4 protein-coding genes and 1 pseudogene are annotated in these 20,016 nt (G+C 58.9%); 2 read left to right on the top strand and 3 right to left on the bottom strand.

The window, feature by feature from the left end:
* Positions 1-28 precede the first annotated feature (28 nt).
* Both AB4072_RS08265 and AB4072_RS08260 read left to right on the top strand, forming a co-directional pair.
* On the top strand, positions 29-964 hold the full coding sequence (locus AB4072_RS08265; protein WP_441967004.1) for a DMT family transporter: 936 nt from the start codon (positions 29-31) through the stop codon (positions 962-964).
* Between the two features lie 121 nt (positions 965-1,085).
* A complete protein-coding gene (locus AB4072_RS08260; RefSeq protein WP_441967002.1) occupies positions 1,086-1,703 on the top strand; it encodes a helix-turn-helix domain-containing protein in 618 nt (205 codons plus the stop codon).
* A 16-nt stretch (positions 1,704-1,719) separates the two neighbouring features.
* Here the strand turns inward: AB4072_RS08260 and AB4072_RS08255 are convergent.
* The 3 genes and pseudogenes from AB4072_RS08255 to AB4072_RS08245 form a co-directional block, all read right to left on the bottom strand.
* A pseudogene (locus AB4072_RS08255) lies at positions 1,720-2,548 on the bottom strand (IS630 family transposase); the annotation flags it as partial.
* A 1,257-nt stretch (positions 2,549-3,805) separates the two neighbouring features.
* Entirely contained in the window at positions 3,806-7,522 is a 3,717-nt protein-coding gene (locus AB4072_RS08250) for a hypothetical protein (RefSeq protein ID WP_441967000.1), read from the bottom strand.
* 210 nt (positions 7,523-7,732) lie between these two features.
* A complete protein-coding gene (locus AB4072_RS08245) occupies positions 7,733-19,531 on the bottom strand; it encodes a cadherin domain-containing protein (protein WP_441966999.1) in 11,799 nt (3,932 codons plus the stop codon).
* Positions 19,532-20,016 lie beyond the last annotated feature (485 nt).

The raw sequence follows: 20,016 nt of genomic DNA, 5'->3' as shown, positions 1-20,016 counted from the left end.
CGCTGCCTGTGTTGCTTGGCTTCTTTTCGTGAAACCTGTTCTCGGAATCATCCTTAAAGTCCTATCCGCTCTTGCCTTCACGATGATGTCGGCGGGGTTGAAGATCGTCAGCGATCGCTATCCAACGGGGCAGATGGTCTTTTTTCGCTCGGCCTTCGCGATGATCCCTCTCATCGTCTGGCTGGGCTGGCAGGGCGATCTGATCAACGCGGTGCGAACGAAAAATGTGACAGGCCATTTTCTGCGCGGCTTTATTGGCACCTGCGGCATGGGTCTAGGCTTTGCCGCGCTCGCCTATCTGCCTCTGCACGATTCCATCGCCATCGGCTATGCATCACCGCTTCTCGCGGTGGTCCTCGCCGCGATCATCCTGAAGGAGACAGTTCGCGGTCATCGCTGGACGGCGGTCGCTATCGGTTTCGTCGGCGTTCTCATCATGCTCTCGCCCTATCTCAACCCCAAGATTTTTACGGGCGCCATGGGGGTAGGCCCTACCCTTGGCGCTGCCCTCGCCTTGCTCGGCGCTTTGTGCTCGGCCGCTGCCACGATCCAAGTGCGCCGGCTGACCAAGACCGAGAAGACGGGGGCCATCGTCTTCTATTTCTTTCTTCTCTCGTCCGGACTCGGTCTTTGCACCATCGTCTTCGGCTGGAACATGCCGCCGCTGCAGGATTTTCTTCTGTTCGTTCTCATCGGCATTCTCGGTGGCATCGGCCAAATCCTTCTGACCCAGAGCTACCGCCACGCCGACACGGCCATCATCGCCCCTTTCGAATATACGACAATGATCTGGGCCGTCATTTTCAGCTGGTTCATGTTCGGCGATCTGCCCGAACAAACCGTCGTGATCGGCGGCATTATCGTGGCCGGAGCAGGCCTTTTCGTCGTCTGGCGGGAGCATCATCTGGGATTGATGCGTTCGGCTGAACTGGCAGCTGGCTCGCGGCGTCCGGGGGGCGGCTGAGCGAGAGGCGGCACTCTCCGGCTTCTTGCCGCATCAGCGACCCTTGACCGGACCCCGCTTCTCCCCCAAAACCGTTTTATGAAACGAACGTTCGGAATTTCGGACGAAGGTGAATTGCATCATGGGCGTCGAAGGCAAAGAGCGAAACCGCGACCTGGATATGGGTGCGCAGGTCATCTCCGGTCACATGGGCAAGACGATCCAACGTCTGCGCAAGGCCTATAACCTCTCCCTCTCGGAACTCGCCGAACAATCGGGCGTCGCCAAGTCGATCATCAGCCAGATCGAGCGAAACGAGACGAACCCGACGCTCGCCACCATTTGGCGCCTGAGCCAGGCGTTGGACGTATCCATCGAGCGCGTGCTCGCGACCAGCGACGAAGAGCCCTTCATCGAAAAATCCTCCAAGGCCGACACTCCGATCCTCGTCTCGGACGACGGCAAGATGCGTCTCGCCATCGTGGGCTGGATCAAGACCATCGAATGGCTGCAATGGTACGACGTCCAATCGGAACCCGGCGGCGAGCTCGATTCCGACGGACATCAGCGCGGCTCGGTGGAATGCCTTTCCGTCCTGGAAGGTGAGTTCGAGGTTCAGATAGGCGATGTGACCCATCAGGCGAAGGCCGGTGAGACCCTGCGTTATCGCTGCGACCGGCGGCATATCGTGCGCTGCGTCGGCAACATGCCCGGGCGCGCAACGATGGTCTGTATCCTCAAAGCCGCCGTGATGGATTGATCGGCACAACTCGCTCCTGTCTCATCCCATGCTTGATCTTGGCGAAGACCTGTTCGATGGGATTGAGGTCGGGCGATAGGGCGGCAGGAACCAGAGCCTTGCACCAGCGGCTTCGATGGCTTCACGGAGGCGGCCGACTTGTGACTGCGAGATTGTCCATGATGACGATGTCGCCCTCCTTCAGAACCGGCACCAGTTGCTGCTGGACATAGGTGAGGAAGCCCTGGCCGTTGTTGATGGACCCGTCAAACACGCATGCGCAGTAAGTTGGTCGCAGCGTAGCGCGCCGGGGAAGATCATGGTGCGCCAATGAGTGGGGCGCAAAGCCGCGCAGCCGCTGACCCTTGCGGCCCGCGCAGCCCCGCAGCTGGGGCCATGTTGGTCTTGATCCAGGTCTCGTCGATGAATACCAGCCGTGCGGGATCCAGGCGAGACTGCCAGCTCTTCCAGCGCTTGCGCCGGCGGGCGATATCGGCCCTCGCCTACTCAAGAGCGAACAGTGTTTTTTGAAACTGAGCCCCCTTCCGCCGGAAAAACTCCCCAGATCGCATTATGCGAGACTTTGACGCCAAGCCCGGCCATCGTCCTTAAGCCTATGCAAGCTCAGATGCGGGACCTGCTCGATCCGCTCGACGATAAAGGCCCGATGAGGCTCAAGCACCCGGCGCCGATGCCCGCCCATCTTGTCCGGGGGACACGCTCCCCACCGCCTGATACCTCTGGTACCACTTGACCACCGACGACACAGCGACCTCAAACCGCGACGCAACAACACGACAGCCCTCGCCACCCTCAAGCGCTCTGACAGCCCGTTGACGAAGATCATTCGAATACGGTCGGACCATGCATGCTGGCCTTCAGCCAGCACACATCTTGAATCACGCTTCAAAATCCCCGTGAATTCCCAGTGCGATTTAATCAACAGAGAAAACGATCTAGCCGCATCGACCAAGATCCCGAAGTGGCCGCTTTCGTCCGCGAACGCCTGAAGGCAAATGCCTATAATCAGACGATTGCGCAGGAGTGCTTGGAAAATTCGGGAAAGGACTGTGCGCCTTCAAAATCCGCCGTCCATCGCTTCAGTATGCGCGAGCGGGAGCGCCTGATCTTTGATCCTCCATCCTCAAGCCCCGCCTGATATCAGCCCGGACCTCGCCCGCCTGGCCAATATCGCAAGATTCCATCTAATCCCGAAAATCAATGATTCAGATTACACCGCTGCCCGCGCAGTGCCCTGCCGTAGCGCCGGGTCTTGTTGGCGGCAGTCCCGGTCTCGTCCAGGAAGACAAAGCGGTTCGCGTCTATGAAGCGCTGCCACACGCGAAAGCGCCGACGCGCCCGAGCGACATCCGGCCTGTCCTGCTCAGCCGCCCGGAGTGCCTTTTTTGTGCGTCAGGTCCATGCGCTTGAGCATCAGGTGAATGGTCGAGAGGGCGCACCTTGATCCCACGGGTGCGCAGTTCGGCTTGGATCTCGGAGAGCGCAATGCTGGACTTGGCCTCCACCAGGGATCGGAGCAGATCCTGATGCGACTCGAGCACCGGGCGACAATGGCCACCAATCCGATCCGGCCTGACCGAGCCGGTCTCGCGTAGACGCCGCATGAGCTTCACGGCGGTTGAGGGGCTGACCTCGTAACGAGCGGCAGCGTGACGGATCAGCTGCCCTTCTCAACAGCACGGACGATGCGCCGGCGCAGGTCCTGGGACAACGGTGCGGTCATGGCGAGCCTCTGTGCTCACGCCCCTGACCGCCATCGAGTCCGATCTTCCCGATCCCGTTCAACCCCAAACCGCTATAGAAGGCATCGCATGGCTCTCACGAGGCATTTCCGGCGACGGGGATCCGGTTCGTCATGAAAGTAAGAGCGAGCGAAGAAAAGAGCTGATTTCACTTGCGTGAGAACAATTTTCGATCACCTCCTTCGTCCATTTGCGTAATGCCATGGACGAGTCTTTTGGCTGTATGCACTCCGAGCGCACCAAGCCACGGGATGACTTACTTCCTTGAGATATATCCCAAGCCGATTACCGGTTGTCGGAACAACGAAATAACCCCGACAGGTTTTCCTGCCGGGGTTACCATCAAAGCCGAGCGACTCGTTAGATGATCCAGATGTCGGCGGCTTTCAGCCCCTTGATCTTCACGATCTCGACCTCACCGCCTTTACCGGAACCATTGGCGTCGTAGTAAAGCACGCCACCCTTGTAAACCAGGTAGTCGTTCTTGTCCTTGGCCTTGTTCGTCGTGAACATGGTGGCATCAAGCTTCACAGGTGCATCGAACGTACCGGTCGTTCCAAGCTTCTTGAACACAGCATTGTCGAGGAAAAGCTTATCCTGACCTGACTTGAAGTCAAAGATCTGGTCGAAATTCGTATCCTTGTTGGTCTTTTTATTGAAGACGAAGGTGTCGTTCCCCGCGCCGCCATAGAGCTTGTCGTTGCCGGCATCGCCGTACAGAACATCGTCGCCGGCATCGCCCTTCAGGAAATCGTTGCCAGCGCCGCCATAGAGCTTGTCGTTGCCGAGGCCGCCATACATCTTGTCGTCGCCGGCATCGCCGTACAAAACGTCGTCGTCGGCATCGCCCTTCAGGAGATCGTTGCCAGCGCCGCCATAGAGGACGTCGTTGCCGAGGCCGCCATACATCTTGTCGTCGCCAGCCTCGCCCTTCAGGAGATCCTTTCCGGCCTCGCCTTTCAGGGTGTCGTTGCCCTTGCCGCCATACAGGCTGTCGATGCCGTCGCCGCCCAAGATCGAGTCGTTGCCGCCCTCGCCATAGAGCTTATCGTCGCCGGCCAACCCCTTGATGACGTCCTTGACGTTGCCAGGACCGCCCTTGAGGATGTCGTCGAAGGTGGAGCCGCTCATCTTGTCGAGCTTCTTCGTGCCGCGCTTGTTCAGGGTGAGCTGATCGCCGACGCCGATGGTGAAGACCTGATCGATCACGCCACCGTGGCCGTCGCTGACCTGCACCTTGATCTGGTGAGACGCGGCTTCTTCGAAGTTGACGCCGGGTCCCGCCAGTACGAGCTTGTTGCCCGTGATGGCGAAACGACCGCCCGCATTGTCGAGGAGCGAGTAGGTGAGAGCATCATTGTTCGCGTCAGTTGCGTTGAATGTGCCGATCTCCGCACCCGGCAGAGTGTACTCCAGGACGGAAGCATTGCTCAGCGACAGGCCGGTCGGAGCATTGTTGGGGACAACCGTCGGAGTTGATTCCACCTTAATGTTGGAGCTCGTCACTGTTGCGTTCTGCTCGTCCTTCACCGTTATGGTGAAGGTCGTCGTTTCGCTGACGGTTGTTCCTGCGCGATCACGCGGATTGTACCGAAGCGCCTGAATGGCAGCCTGGGCAGCAACCGCGTTTCCGGTAAACGTATACCAATGGTTGTTCGTGTCATAGGTGAAGCCGCTCAGGTTCGACAGGACACCCTTGGCGTCATCATCAAGGGTGATCGTCAACGTCACGTCATCGTTGGCATTCGTTTCCGTAATACCGACTGCGCTGAACGGATTCACCAACGTGACGTTCTGGTCATGCGCAATGGTCTTCGTGACAGCATCGGCGACGAGCACGGGAGCACGATTTGCCGCCGTAGCCTTCACGATGATGTTGGAGTTCACGGTTGCTAGTTGTCCATCCGACACGGAGATCGTGAAGGTCGTCGATTGCTCGGCTCCCACAGCCGCGTTCGGGCGAGCCTGCGGCGTGAAGACGAGGCTCTGAATGGCAGCCTGTGCATTGGTAGGAGAACCGACGAACTTATAGGCATTCAGAGCATTGTCCCAGGCAAAGCCCGTGCCCGCGAGCGCACCTTCCGACGGATCATCCAGCCATACCAGGACCGTCACGGAAGCACTGTCATCAGTGATCGTGACAGTCTCAAACGGTTTGGTTGTCTGAAGATCCGTGATGGTGGTGACCGTTGTCGGGCCTGCAGGAACATTGCCAAGAACAGGTGCGTCGTTGTCGACGACGTTGTTCTTGACTACCACGTCGACGGTGCGCGTTCCCGTAGCGCCCCCGTTGTCGGTTGCCGTGATCGTCAGGGTGAAGGGCCTGTCGGCCGTAGTGTTGCCCAGAGCCGCCGTGTTCACCGACACCGTGCCGTTCGCATCAATCGAGAACGCGCCGGCCGGATACGTGCCCGAGATTGCATAGCTCGCGATGGTGCCATCAGTGTCCGTCGCGTCCACGTCGAAGATCTGCACCGCTCCGGCATCCTCGTTGAACACGATCTTGCCCGCATCCGCGCCCGTGCCGTTCGAGCCCGAGCCCACGATCGTCGGAGCCAAGATCGTCGGAGGATTGTTGGTCGCCGTCACCGTGAAGGGCGTTCCCGACACCGCCGTCGTGTGCTGGCCCGCCGCCGTGTGCTGGTCCACAACCGTGTACGAGAACGTCTTCGTCCCCGCAGCCGTCGCCGTGAAGGTCACGTTGTCCAGGAACGCCGTCACCAGCGCGGCCTTGCCCACGAACGTGATCGAACCCGTCCCCGAGTTGTTGGTCACCGTCACGCCGCCGGTGCTCGTCAGGCCRCCCCACGTGCCGCCGCCCGCCGCAAACGTCACCGTCAGCGTGATGTCGTCGTTCTCCTCGTCAGTCAGCGCAATGCCGTCGAACGGATTGATCGCCGAACCCACCGACACCGCCTGATCAACTTCGCCCGCCGTGATCGCCGCGTTGTCGTTGATGTCCGCCGCAACCGTGATCGCCGTGCTCGTCGCAGACCACGCCGACGCGCCCTGCGGCTTCACCGTCACCGTGAAGTTGGTGTTCTGACCCGTCCCCGTATACGAGTCCGTCGGGTTGAACTGCAGACCCGCAAGCCAGGTGTTCACCGCGCTCTTCGTACCCGTGAACGTGTAGAGGCGCGAGCCGCCGCTGCCCACGTCCGTTCCGTTCTGCATCGCACCGTTCGCCGTCGCAAACGTCACCTCAACCGTCAACTGATCCGTGTCGTTGCCGTAGCTCACCGACAGATTGCCGTTGAACGGCGTCGCATACGTCGTACCAGTCGATTCCGCAGGAACCGTCGTCGTCGTCGCTGTAAACGAAGGAGGTGTGGTCTGGACTGCCGAGATCGTGATATCCTTCTGCACAACGGTCCTGACAGTCGTGTCAGGAACTCCGTTGTTGATCACATAGGTGACGACCTGAAGGCTTCTGATCCCGGCTACTTCAGCCGTGGCGAAGTTAGCATTTGTTGTGATCTGGCCGTTGGCATCGATAGAGAAGCCTCCATCCGTGGTGACCACGTTACCGTTGCTCAGAAGGAAGCCATAGCCGTTGGTCCGGAAATTGGTCGGAGTATCAGGATCGCCCGCCCATGTGGCCTTGATCACATTTGGATCAGTTGGAGCCTGCCCCGCGGTGATGGTTGCTTGAGCTCCAAAATTGATGGTGGTCGGAGCCTCATTGAGGTTCCGCATGGTGACGGTGTAGTTGCCTTCGCCAATCAGACCGCCCGAGCCGTCGAGGGCATCGATCCAGATCGTATGGTTTCGCGTTCCTTCATAGTTGAAGTTGGCGCTGGCCGCGCCGCCCATCCCTCCCGTTACAACAAGGTACCAGTGCTTGACCCCACCGCCGTCGATTTGGCTGATAATGGAGTAACGTCCCCCCATATTCTGCAGAACGCCGGACGAATTCGTATGGAAAGTCACATTGCTTGGCGTGGAGTCAAAGCCGGTGATTTCGCCAATGACTGTGGCATCGCCGATGTTCTCGTCAAACAGCACCAAGTACGGCCCGTTCGTACCCGTTCCCTGTGCACCATTAGGACCTGCCGCGATTGTGAGAGCATAGCTCATTTTGAACTCCTGATCCTTATTAAATATTGTAATGTTACGTTAAGTTAGCATGGCGGCCTTGCATACCCGAACGTTTCGCCCGCCCATCACCAGCAACCGTCGAGCTGTTCCCTTTACAAATCCATCGCCTTGCTCACTGTCGCGAGATAGGAAAGATGCATTGCAATAATACAATGTATCTTTCCTTAATCAACCATTGTGTTCCGTTTCTTACCAGAGTGCCTCGACCACACTGATGTGACTGGCCAAGAGATGGGGTTTGAAGCCTGGATTGGTCGGATCATCCAGAAGCGTGGCGATCCTGATCGACTCGAAGTCACTGCCCGATCCGTCGATGTCGTAGAACAGATCGCCCGTTTCCGTATCGTAGATGATGCGGCTGTTCTCGTTCATCGTGGCCAAAGATCCCGAATGGAAGCTCAAGTCGGTGAGCGCCCCAAGATCCAAGGTGTCGAAGGCCGACTGCCAGAGATCGATATGATCGTGATTCACGTCGAAATCGGTGATGTATCTGACATTATCGACGTCCGAGAAGTGATCGAACGTCACCTGATCGAAGACAAAGGTGTCGTCCCCGTCTCCGCCTGTGAGCTGATCGTCTCCCAGACCACTGATGAGTGTGTCGTTGCCGCCCCAGCCATTCAGTTGGTCAGAATCATTCCCGGACACGATCATGTTGCCTCGATCGTCTCCATCCACCACTTCCAGGTCGAGGTTGCGAGCAGTGATGAGGAAGTCCTGCTCGAAAGTGCCGTGCAAGCTGCTCGTCACGAGCATCTTCACATGGAACTCGCGGCCTTGCTCGAAGTCGATCCGCAACCCATCCTTGACACGCAGGACACTCCCTACGAGCTCGAAGCGTCCGTCGGCATCCTGGCCCGCCATCATGGCATAGCTGAACGTCTCCCCCGTGGAGCTCAGGGTCATCAGACGACCCACAGCTGACCCATCCTGGGCATGTTCCACGACCGTCCGGTTGTCCAACAGCTGGGCCGGGAGAGGGCCTGGATCGGTATCATCCGGCAGCACCGTCACGGTCTGCTCCGCCGACTGCACGAAGTGCGCCTCGTCGCCTGCCATGTACGTCACAACCTTGAAGGTATGCGTACCCTCCGCCGCCACGTCCGCCTTCAGCTTCACGTTGCCGAACGCATCGATCGTGAAGAAGTGATCCTCACTCTCGTCGCTTAGCGTGCCATTCGACAATAGGAACTTGAACACGTTGTTCTGGTAGGTTGGGTTCGTATCCTGGTCGACCGCACTGACCGTGGTCACCAGGTCGCCCAGGTGCGCTCCGACGCGAACCGTTGCCAGGGTGCCCACGTTTACCGCCGTCGGCGCCTCGTTCACGTCGTGCAGGTCGATCGTGATGTTCACATGCGTGGATTCAAGCCCGTTCGCCTGACCGTTGCGATCCTTCGCCCACACGGTCACGGTCCAGCTATGGTCCGCCAGCGTCTCGTAGTCGACGCCATCGCGCAGCGTGATCTGGCCCGTATCCTGGTCGATGTCGAACAGGTGGCTCGGATCGTTCATGAAGTATACGAGATCGTTCGGGTTGCCGTCGTCGCGCGCCACGATCTGCGCCACGAAACCGCCGGCTTGCAGCGACTCGTCGAAGCTGATCGTTGTAACCGCCGGCCCGGTACCAAGATTGACGCCATCCACTTCAGGTGCAGCATTCTCTCCGGTGATCGCGATGTGGATCGTGCTGTCGGTGAAGGCGCCATGGCTGTCCACCGCCCGCACCAGGTAGGGCAGATCGGGAATGTCGTCGTCGACCGCGGCGTTGAGCACTTTCACCACGCCGCTGTCGATCCAGAACCGGTTGTCCTGGCTCACCGCATGCAAGGCGTTCTCGTACCAGAACCCGACCACGACAGCGTCCCCATCAGGGTCCTGGACATTCAGGTTGCCCACCGGCGAGCCGACGGCAGCCGTCTCGTCAATGGTCTTCAGGGCGGAGCTGTCGTCCCATGTAGGCGCCGCCGGAGCATGGTTCACATCGCCCGTCGAGCCGCCATCCGTGGTGTTCACCGTGGCCGAGGTGATGAACGGATCGTGATACACATCCTGGACCGAGATCGTGAAGACAGTCGCACCGATCGCGTCTTGGGCAGGATCGTAGCTGAGAGCCTGCAGGACACCATCGAGCACATCCGCCGTGCCGGTGAAGGTGAGCGTGATGATGGCGCCCGACGTCGTCACGTGGACCTGGGTCGGATCGTAGCCCGTCAGGCTGCCTAGCCTGCCGTCGAAGGTGATCTTGACCGTCAGGTTGTCGCCGTCGGCATCCGTCAGATCGAGGCCGCGGAACGGCAGCACTGCAAGACCGTCGTCGGTGGCGGCCGTGACCTGCGTTCCTTCCATGAACGTCGCGGTCGGTTGGGCGTTGCCCGCGCCGTCCGTCCCGTGGGTCGTGTGCACCGTCACCTGGGCCGGAACCGGCGGGTTCGTGGTGTCCTGAACCGAGATCTCGAAGATCGTATCCAGGCTATTCACGTCCTGCGCCAGCGGGTTCGGATCGAAGAACAGACCGTGCAGGAACGCGTCCAGATTATCGGCCGTATCCATGACGATGTAGGTGCGGATGCCGTCCACCAGCGACGTGATGATTTGCCGCGAGCCGAAGCCGGAGAGCTGACCAGCCGCATCGCTGAACCGGATGGTCAGGATCAGCTGGTCATCCTCATTGTCGGAGATATCGACGCCGCGGAACAGGTAGACGGCGGAGCCATTATCCGTGGCTGGTGTCGTCTCCGTGCCCGGTGCGAACTCGATCGTGGGCTCGTCATTCGTAAGGCCGTTCCCGCCTTCGGCCGTTTGGACGATCACCTGGCGGGTCACCGGACCATGGGTCGAGTCCTGAACCGAGATCGTGAAGCGCGTCTCATTCGGCGCGTCATTGCGCGGGTCGAAGGCCAGGCGACGCAGAATTGCATCCAGATCGTCGGCCCTGCCGGTCAGCACGTAGGTCCGGATCCCACCCATTTCGGTCCACGTGGTAGGCAAACCCGCCCCGCTCAGAGTGCCTTCGTTTACCTCGAACGAGATCGTCAGAGTCAGGAGGTCGTCGTCCTCGTCCGAGATATCGACGCCCCGGAACGGGAACACCGCAGGACCGTTGCTCCACGCAGGCGTGGTCTCCGTGCCTGGGAAGATGTCGATCACGGGCTCCATGTTGTTGCTGTCGTCGCCATCCTGCGTGTGCACGATCACCTGGTCGGACACGGGCACGTGCAAGGCATCGCTCAACTGGATCTTGAAGACCGTGTCGACCGCACCAGCGTCGGCCGAGCCGTTCTGCGGATTGAAGGTCAGCTGATGCAAGACCGCATCCAGAGAAACTGCTTTGCCTACAAACCGGAAGGTGACTGTGCCGTCCGGATTTGACGTGCCGGTGACGGCACCAGTTCCCTGAAGCTGATCCGCCGTTCCTAGGAACGTGATCGTCAGCACCAGATCGTCATCCTCGGCATCCGAGATGTCCACGCCGCGGAACGGGTAGACGGCCAGGCCGTCGTCCGTCGCATTGGTCGTTCTCGTATCATTATCGATGAACAGAACCGGGCGTCCATTGGTGCTCGATTCCGTCACAACCGTGACGGATTCCGTCGGGATTACCACTGCATGGAGGTTATCCGTCAGAGCAAAGGTGAACGTCGTCGTGACCAGCCCGCCGGCGGCGGAGTCGTTGAACGCGTCGAAGGTGACCGCGGCCAGGAAGGCTGCGAGAGCCGCCTTCGTCCCAACGAAGGTATATGTGACGTCGCCCTGGGCATCGGGATCGCCGTGGGAGACCGCGACGAAGTTGGGAATCGAGTCGACGTTCCCCAAGGATCCATTCGCGGCGTGGAACTTCACCTGAAGGGTCAGTTCATCGTTTTCGTTGTCGCCCAGCTCAAGTCCGGTGAAGGGGTTCACCACACCGGCAGAACCCTGGCCGTTGTCCTGGATGACAAAGTGCTCCTGGTTATCCTGGATTGTCAGCGTCGGCGCCTGGTTGTTCGGCGTATCGATGACGGTGACCATCTGCGGCTGAGAGGTCGCCCCATGAACGTCGGTCACCTGCACGGAGAAATCGGTCGTCCGGTCAGCCGAGCCTTCGAACTGGTCGTTCGGATTGAAGGTCAAATGCTGGACGATCTGGTTCACCAGAAGGATCGATCCCGTGACTATGAACTTGTTGGGATTCACCGGATCGTAGAAATAATCCCGCCCCGCCTGTCCCAAGACACTGGTGAGGGTGCCGTGGCTGCGGTCGAACGTGATGGTGACTGTGATGTCGTCACCCGTCCCGGCGTCGTCATCCTCGAAGGCGAGATTCTGGAACGGTTGTTCCGTCGCGGTGTCGGGAATGGTCCAATCGGTATCACCATTGACGATGATTTCAGGCGCGATGTTCCCCTCTCCGACGGTGAAGGTAACCTGCTGAACGATGGTGTTGGCATCAGCACCGGTGCTGTCCGTGATCTTGACGTAGAGCGTCTTCGATCCGGTAGTCAGCGCCCCGTCCACGACAATGTTGCCATTCTCGTCGACCCTGAAGTCGGTACCTGTGTACACGGTATTGCCCGAGAGATCGGTCACGAGCTGGTAGTGGAAATCACGGAATTCCTGACGCACGTCGGGATCGTTGATCATGATGTTCGCAACGACCGTATCGGGCAGCGTACCGACGACGATTCCATCGACAGGGGTATAGGTCGCCGTCGGCGCCTCGTTCTTGTCCGTGACGAAGACGAGGAACTCCTGCTCGACCGCCGGATTGGCGCCATCGCTGACGAGCACCTTCAGGCGGTAGAAGCGGTTGCCGGCCCCATCGTCCTCAAGACCAGTACCAGGCATGGTCACGACCTGATCCTCGTAGTTGAGGGCGGCCATCACCTTGATCTGGTTCGTGGTGTGATCGATCTCGAAGTGACCTGCCCCATCCCAGCCAGTGACGAAGTTATAGGTCAGGAGGTCCGGCCTTTCGTCGGTGGCCGACAGGGTGCCCACCACGTCGCCCGGGTCCGAACCCTCAGGCACCGTGATGTTATCCAGCATGATATCATGCGGAGGCAGGTTGCCCTGATCGTTGAGGATCGTGACGGTGAAGGTGATCGTATCGACCATAGAGTCCGGACCGCCGTTCTTGTCCCTAACCGTCAGGGTCAGCGTGAAGGTCTCGTTCTGATCGATTTCAAGCTTGTCCTTGTCAGCCACGACGATCTTCAGGCGTGTCGGATCCGATGCATCCACTCGGAAGGCGCCCATCGCCCAGTCGAGGGAATATGTGAGATCGAACAAGAAGTGCTCGTTCGCATCCGGGTCCGCGACCGTGAACGCCGTTAGAACATCATCGTTCTGTGAGAATTCGCCGATCGACACCGTGGTATTCGGAGCCGACAGAGTCGGAGCGTCGTTCGCATCCGTGACGTAGATGCGCACTTCCGTCGCGGTCGACGCGTTGCCGGCCGGATCCTTGGCAACGACCAGCACGCTGTAATACGTGCCGGTGCTATCGGTGTTCAAGCCCTCCGCCTCGTAGTTCAGCGACTTGCCCGCGGCCAGGGTGATCTTGCCATCGTTCGAGATCGCGAACAGACCGTCAGGATTGCCGGCGGCGGCGAAGGCGTAACTCACGCCCTGGCCTTCCGGATCGACCGCGCCAGAGAGCTGCACCAGGACATCCGTCGTTTCCACATTCTCAGCCAGCGTCGGCGTGCCGCTGTAGCTCGGCTGCGACGGAGGCTGGTTGCCGGGAACGTCACTGATATCGATCGTAATGCTGCCCGGCGATGACATGCCGTGCTGGTCATGAATGACGATCTGGTATTGCGGGCTTGCAGTGCCGGAGAGGACTTGGATCGCCGACTCGTCGTTCACGACGATCTTGTCGCCCACGATGCGGAATGCACCATCGGAACTGATCAGCGTGCCGTTTGCGAAGGTGTACGAGACGGCAAGACCGTCTTCAGGATCGTACCCGAGCAGCGTCCCGACTTCCTGGCCGGCGTGATAGGTCTCGGTGATCTGGCCGCCCGTCATTCTTTGGAAGACGGGAACCTCGTTCTGGTCCGTGACGTAGATCCTCACCTCGGTAGGCGTGGAGCTGAGGGAGCCATCGGTCGCCACCACCATGAGCTTGTAGTACTTCCGGGGCACCGGTCCGGAATTGTCGGTGTCCAGGCCGAGGCCCTCGTAGTCGAGCGTCTCGCCGCCGATCAGCGAGATGTCTCCGTTGGCCGAGATCGCGAACTTGCCAGTCGGATTGCCGCCCGTGGCAAAGACATAGCTCGGCGTCGTGCCGTCCGGATCGCTCGAGCCGCTCACCGTGAGCAGCAGCGTGCCGCCGCTTGCACCGGTGGTGTTCTCGGCCAGTTCCACATTCGCCGGCGTCGGAACCGTCGGCGCCTCGTTCACGTTCGTGACGAAGATCTTCACCCACGTCACAGTGGAGACGTTGCTGCCGTCGGTGGCCACCACCTTCACGTAGTAGAACTTCCGGAAGTTGACCCCCGTGCCTTCCGTGTTCAGATCCGTAGCCTCGTAGTCCAGCCTTACGCCGGCAGCCAGGCTGATCGTGCCGTCCGTGCCCACTACGAAGCGGTTGCCCGGATTGGCGTCAGCCGCAGTTGACAGCGCGTAGGTGACCCCTGCGCCTTCCGGATCGGTCGAGCCGCTCACCGTCACGATCGTGCCCACCGTGGCGGCGTCCAGGTTCTCGGCCACCGTCGGCTCGCCCGTATAGATCGGAGCGTTCGGCGCCTCGTCCTCGTTGGTGATGTAGATCCTCACCTCGGAAGGGTCGGAGCTGAGGGAGCCGTCGGTCGCCACCACCAGGAGCTTGTAGTACTTCCGGGGCACCGGTCCGGTGTTGTCCGTCTCCAGGCGGATGTCCTCGTAGTCGAGCGTCTCGCCGTCGATCAGCGCGATCTCACCATTGGCCGCGATTGAGAACTTGCCTGTCGGATTGCCGCCCGTGGCAAAGGCATAGCTCGGCGTCGTGCCGTCCGGATCGGTCGAACCGCTCACCGTGAGAAGCAGCGCATCGCCGTTTCCAGCGGTGATGTTCTCGGCCAGCGTCAAAGTCGCCGGCGTCGGGGCGGTGGGCCGCTCGTTCACGTCCGTGACGTAGACCTTGATCGCCTGCACGATTGGGGCGTTTACGCCGTCGCTAGCTTGCACCTTGAGAAGGTAGAACTTGCCGCCCGAATCCTGCTGGAGGCCGAGCCTGGGGTCCGTGACGACCGGGTCCTCGAAGTTGAGGGCGGTCTTCACCTTGACCTGATGTGTAGCAGGGTCGATCTCGAAGTGGCCAGCTCCGTCGAAGCCACCGACGAAGGTGAAGGTCAACCCGGCCGGGTTCTCGTCCTGCGCCGACAGTGTGCCCACCACGCCGCGTACGCCCAGATCCTCAGCCGCCCAACCGGTGATGCCGCCGTCCAGCTGAATCATCGACGGAGGCAGATCGCCCTGATCATTCATGATCGTGACGAAGAAGTTAAGCTCGTCGGTCCGATGGCCCGGGCCGCCGTTGTGGTCCTTGACCGTCAGGGTCAAGACCATGGACGTGAAGTCCGAAACAGCCAGCTTGGTTCGGTCGAGAACCACGATTTTCAGATTGGACGGATCGGAGGAATCAACCCCGAATGCGCCCTCCATGCCGGGCAGAAGGCCGGAGATCTCGTATACGAAATGCTCGTTCGCATCCTGGTCTGTCAGCGTGAAGGTCGCCACCACATCGCCGTTCCGGGCGAATTCGTTGACGGACACCGTGTTTTCGGGGGTCGACAGAACCGGAGCGTCGTTAGCATCCGTGACGTGGATGCGCACGGTTGCCGGCAATGAGGGCTGCCCATTGCCTTGCTCCCTGGCGACGATATGTAACTCGTAATAGGTCTGACCGTTTTCGCGGATGATCACACCGTCCTGAGCTTCATAGTCGAGGGTCGTGCGCACACTGATTGCGCCCGAGCCGGCGTCAAGGATGAAGAGGTCCTTGATACGCTGCGAAACGTCGCTCGCCCATTCAAAAGTGATCGGGAATCCTTCAGGATCCTCGGCTTCAATAAAGGCGTAGGTATTTCCAGACTGGTTCTCAGCGATAATACCATCGTCAACCATGGTCACGATGGGTGCGTCGTCGGTGGCATCCCTTACATAAATCGTGAGCCGCTGGACCTGGCTCTGTCCGTCGGTATCCGTGGCCTGGACGTAGAGTTCGATGATCGGGGTCTGTTGAGCGATAAGGGAAAACCCTGGCTTCGCGGTGACCTGACCCGTCCTCGAGTCGATGTCGAAATAATTATTGTAGCTTCCTGCGTGAGCGACAAAGGCATAACGAACATCCTGTTGCTGACCGTCAGGATCCGTCGCCTTGATCAGGTATGGGAGCGCGACCGTTCCTTCATCAACGGTAATCAAAGTGGAAGTTACGTTGTTGCCGAGGTCCCATTTCGGCGCCAGCGGCACATCGCGCCCATCCGTCGCGAAGATCGTCAGCTCGCGAACCTCGCTGTACGAATTCGGCTGGCCCGTGCCGTCATTCGCTTGGATATAGACCTTATATCCGCCCACGGGCATGGTTTCGAAATCCAAGCGCACATTCGGATCCGCAAGGACGAGTTTTCCACTCGCATCAATCGCGAATAATCCATTCCAATTTGCATTGGGATTGTTTGGATCGAACCGGAAGGTCATCGAGTTCGGAGGACGATCCTCGTCCTTAGCGGTCAGCTGCACGGAGAACGTCTGGTTCTCAGGCGTGCTGAAGCTGATGGCTGCTCCGTTGAAGAGAGGAGCGTCCGGCCGATCGTTGGTGTCCGTGACATGGATGGTCAATACCCGGGTCGCGCCATATCGTGCACCGTCATAAGCGCGCACGTAGATCTTGATTTCATGGTTGTCCAGGGATTCGTAATCCAGCGGCGAATTCCGGTCTGCGAGCACCACGCGCCCGTGCGAATCGATGGCAAACTTGCCATTGCCGTCAGCCGCCAAGCCATAGGAATAATCGAAGAAATATTTCAGATTCGATGAAGGCGTGTCGACATCGTCGGCGAAGAGCTGCGCCGCGAAGGTCGTGTTTTCGGGAAGGTAAATGCTAGGGCCGCTGTTAAAGACAGGGGCGCTCGGCGCAGTATCGTCGATATTGCGGATCTCGATCTCGATAGTGCCGACATTCGTGGAAACCAAGCCGCCATCGGCTACATCTTGTTCCTCAGCGTGAATGGTGAGAACATAGTATTTCTTGCCAGTCGTAGCATCGACACGGATATAGGAGCCCGTATTGTCAGGTTGCGACGCCACCATGGCCTCGAAATCGGCAGGCCTTGTTATCCAGATCTGGGCATACCGATTGGGGGACACATAATCCGCAGAACTGGGCCCTTTGTTCGGGGCATTCACGCCCTGGCCGACATGGCGGATCTCAAATAGGCCGCCGAAAATATTTCCGAGATAGTAGTTGAGCTGCCCGCCATTACCATCGTCGGCCGCCCAAATGGCGGCAACCGCACTGGCCGTCTGAGCTCCTTCGTTAACCCAACCGAGAGCTCCTATGCTCGATCCTATGATTGTATCCTGCTCCGGCGCGAGGGCGATATAGTTGAGGCTTCCGTCCGTTCCTGCCACTGGCGCCCAGTTCTCGATATTGTCAAGCTTGCGGGCATCGTAATTCTTTACGCCGATCCAGGCGAAGTCGTTGGTGCCCTCATTAGCCAGCTCAATGGTGAAGTCGCCGAGGCTGTCGACATAGAAGATGTCGTTCCCCTCGCCACCCACCATGGTGTCCGCGCCCGTGCCGCCATCGAGGATATCGTTGCCGTCCTCGCCGTAGAGACGGTCATGGTTAGCCCCACCATAAAGCTTGTCGTCGCCGGTTCCCTGCCCAGTCGCGGTACCGGCGCCGCCGTATAGCACGTCATTGCCATCCATACCGTAGATCTGATCGTTGCCGCCTGCGCCCTTGAGGATGTTGCGGCCGCTGTCTCCTTCCAGGCGATCGATATAGTTGGTCCCGGTGACATTCTGGATATTGGCAAGCGTGTCGGTTCCATTGCTACCCTTCTGGGCAGAACCGCCGCCGGCGCCGTTCAGCTTGAGAACGATGCCCGCAGAAAGTAGTTCGTAAGTGATCTCCGCACCGTCGACCCCACCATCAACGATGTCATTGCCCGTCGAGCCGATAATCGTGTCGTAGTCTTTCCCGCCGTCGATGACGTCGTTTCCGTCATCACCACTAATTTTGTCTAGCCCATCACCGCCATAAATGTAGTCATTGCCTCCGGCCCCGGCCATGACATCGTTGCCGTTATTGCCGTAGAGAGTATTCGATAAATCGGAGCCATAGATGTAGTCGTTGGTATCCGTGCCGAAGGCGTTCCAAATGTTAATGAGAGTATCTTGCCCCCCCGACGCCTTCCAGACGTGCTGTAGCCTTAGATCGATTGTGACTCCGCCACTGATTAGAGCTTGATAATTGACGGCGGCCCCTTCGGTCGCGCCGTTCACTCCGCCATCGATACGATCGGACCCCTCTGAGCCAATGAACAGATCGTAACCGGCACCGCCATCGAGCGTATCGTTGCCCGCGCTGCCTCTGATCGTATCGCTGTTCCTGCTGCCGAGGACATAATATTGGCTAAAAGAGCCGGCAAAGGTATCGACTTCCTGCCCATCGGCCCGGGTGGCCCGACGCGTCTGGAGATCGATGTTCCAGGCATAATCGTTTTCGTATGTATCGCCATAGATGAAGCGCTGGGCATAAATCCAGTCGTTGCCCTTTCCGCCGACGGCTATATCGTCAAAATCACCTGCATAAATGGTATCATCACCTTCGCCGCCGTAGAGTTGGTCGACGTTGCTGTCAGTGTGGTTTGCAAAATTGTTGCTATAAAGCTTGTCGTTTCCTTTGCCACCGCGGATAAAATCGGAGCCGTTCCCTCCGACGAGGGTATCGTCCCCCGAACCGCCATAGAAATCGTCGTCTCCGTCAAGTCCTTCGAATTGGTAGCTGTCGAGAGCATTATCGGCATGGAAAACATCCGAGTACCTCGTCCCCTTTACCGCCTCAATACCAGAGAGAAAATCACGATCTCCGAACCGACCGACGACACCACCCCAGCCGGATAAGGGCCTCGCCACCGTGCCATTCCAGGTTATCCATAGGTCTTGCGTACTCAGGTTGATGAAGACACCCCCCAAAGTCCCAACACGACCCTCCTCTACCGAATAATCGACGGTATCGAAACCATTGCCTCCATAGAACCAGTCGTCACCGTTGAAGCCCGCGAAGTAATCATGTCCCTCACCGCCCTCAAAGGTATCGTCGTTTCTACTTCCATAAGCCGTATCGTTTCCGCCTAAAAGCGTGAACCTGAAGCGATACTCCGTGAGCTCACGCATATCGAAGAAGTCGCCCACCGTATCGGAATCGGAACCGGGGACTACACTTACCGGGAAAGTGGCAAGGGGAGTGATCATCGAGCCTGTAACGGCCGTCTCAGTCCCCATCGTGCTGGTATCGGCACCGAATGAGGATGGCGCAAATGACTGCTTAGAAGAATCAGATACTGAGGAACCAGCCCCGGAAACCATGGAAGGAGAAGCATCCGCCACGACCGTCTTGGAGACCTCTTCGACCGCGGATGGAGACAACTTGCTCGCCGGTACATCGGAAGCCGGGACTTGATCGGAAGATGCCGCGGCTGCATCGACCACGACCGAGCGCCGTCCGTCCAACTCGTTCTTCACATCGGAAACAGGGGCGTATTCGGAGGATGTCGACGCAGCATCTGTCGCGATGATGGACCGTCGCCCATCTAGCTCGTCCGCCAGAAAGTCGAGGGCCGACTTCGCCGCCTCAGCCCGCTCCGTATCGCCCGGAAGCGTCTCGTCGATCATGTCGAGGACCGACTTCGCCGTCTCTGCCCGCTTCGAATCGCCCGGAAGCGTCTCGACGATCATATCGCCGACATTGATGGCCTCGCCGGTAACCTTGTCGAAAACGGGCTTATTCATGGTGAAGTCCCCTTTGGTATCCGCTTGTCAGACGCCTGGCCCTAGGGAACTCAGGCGAATGTTACGCTGTATAATGACATTAAGGACAAACCGGCTCAGCTGACAGCTCTCCATTCAGGGAGGTGATGCTGGGGAATATCGCGTTCGGGATTATTTTCTGAAGCTAAAGGCCAGCGTGGTTCTACAGCGAGACCTTGTTATTCCCCTAAGGAATTTAAGCATGCGCAGGGGCATTCCGGCGCTATCGGGGTCTCTTTCTAAAGAAATGTGAGACTGTCCCGTTAACTATCCCGCGAAGCGGCCGCGAAAACTGACTCGCACTCAACCAATACTTTAGGTTGCAGGGGGTCCATATCAACTAAAACGTGTATTATCTTGCGTAAGCGCATTTTACCATCGCGATCATGCAAGGAGCCACATTGTTGCATCCTAGTTCCGGGATGATCAACATGATCTCATGGTTATGATCGACAGGGCAAAAGCTT

The organism is Microvirga sp. 2MCAF38 (genome assembly GCF_052115485.1).
In the GTDB taxonomy this organism is placed as follows: Bacteria; Pseudomonadota; Alphaproteobacteria; order Rhizobiales; family Beijerinckiaceae; genus Microvirga.
Note: the sequence above shows the minus strand (reverse complement) of the source record. Positions and strands in the feature narration are given on the sequence as shown.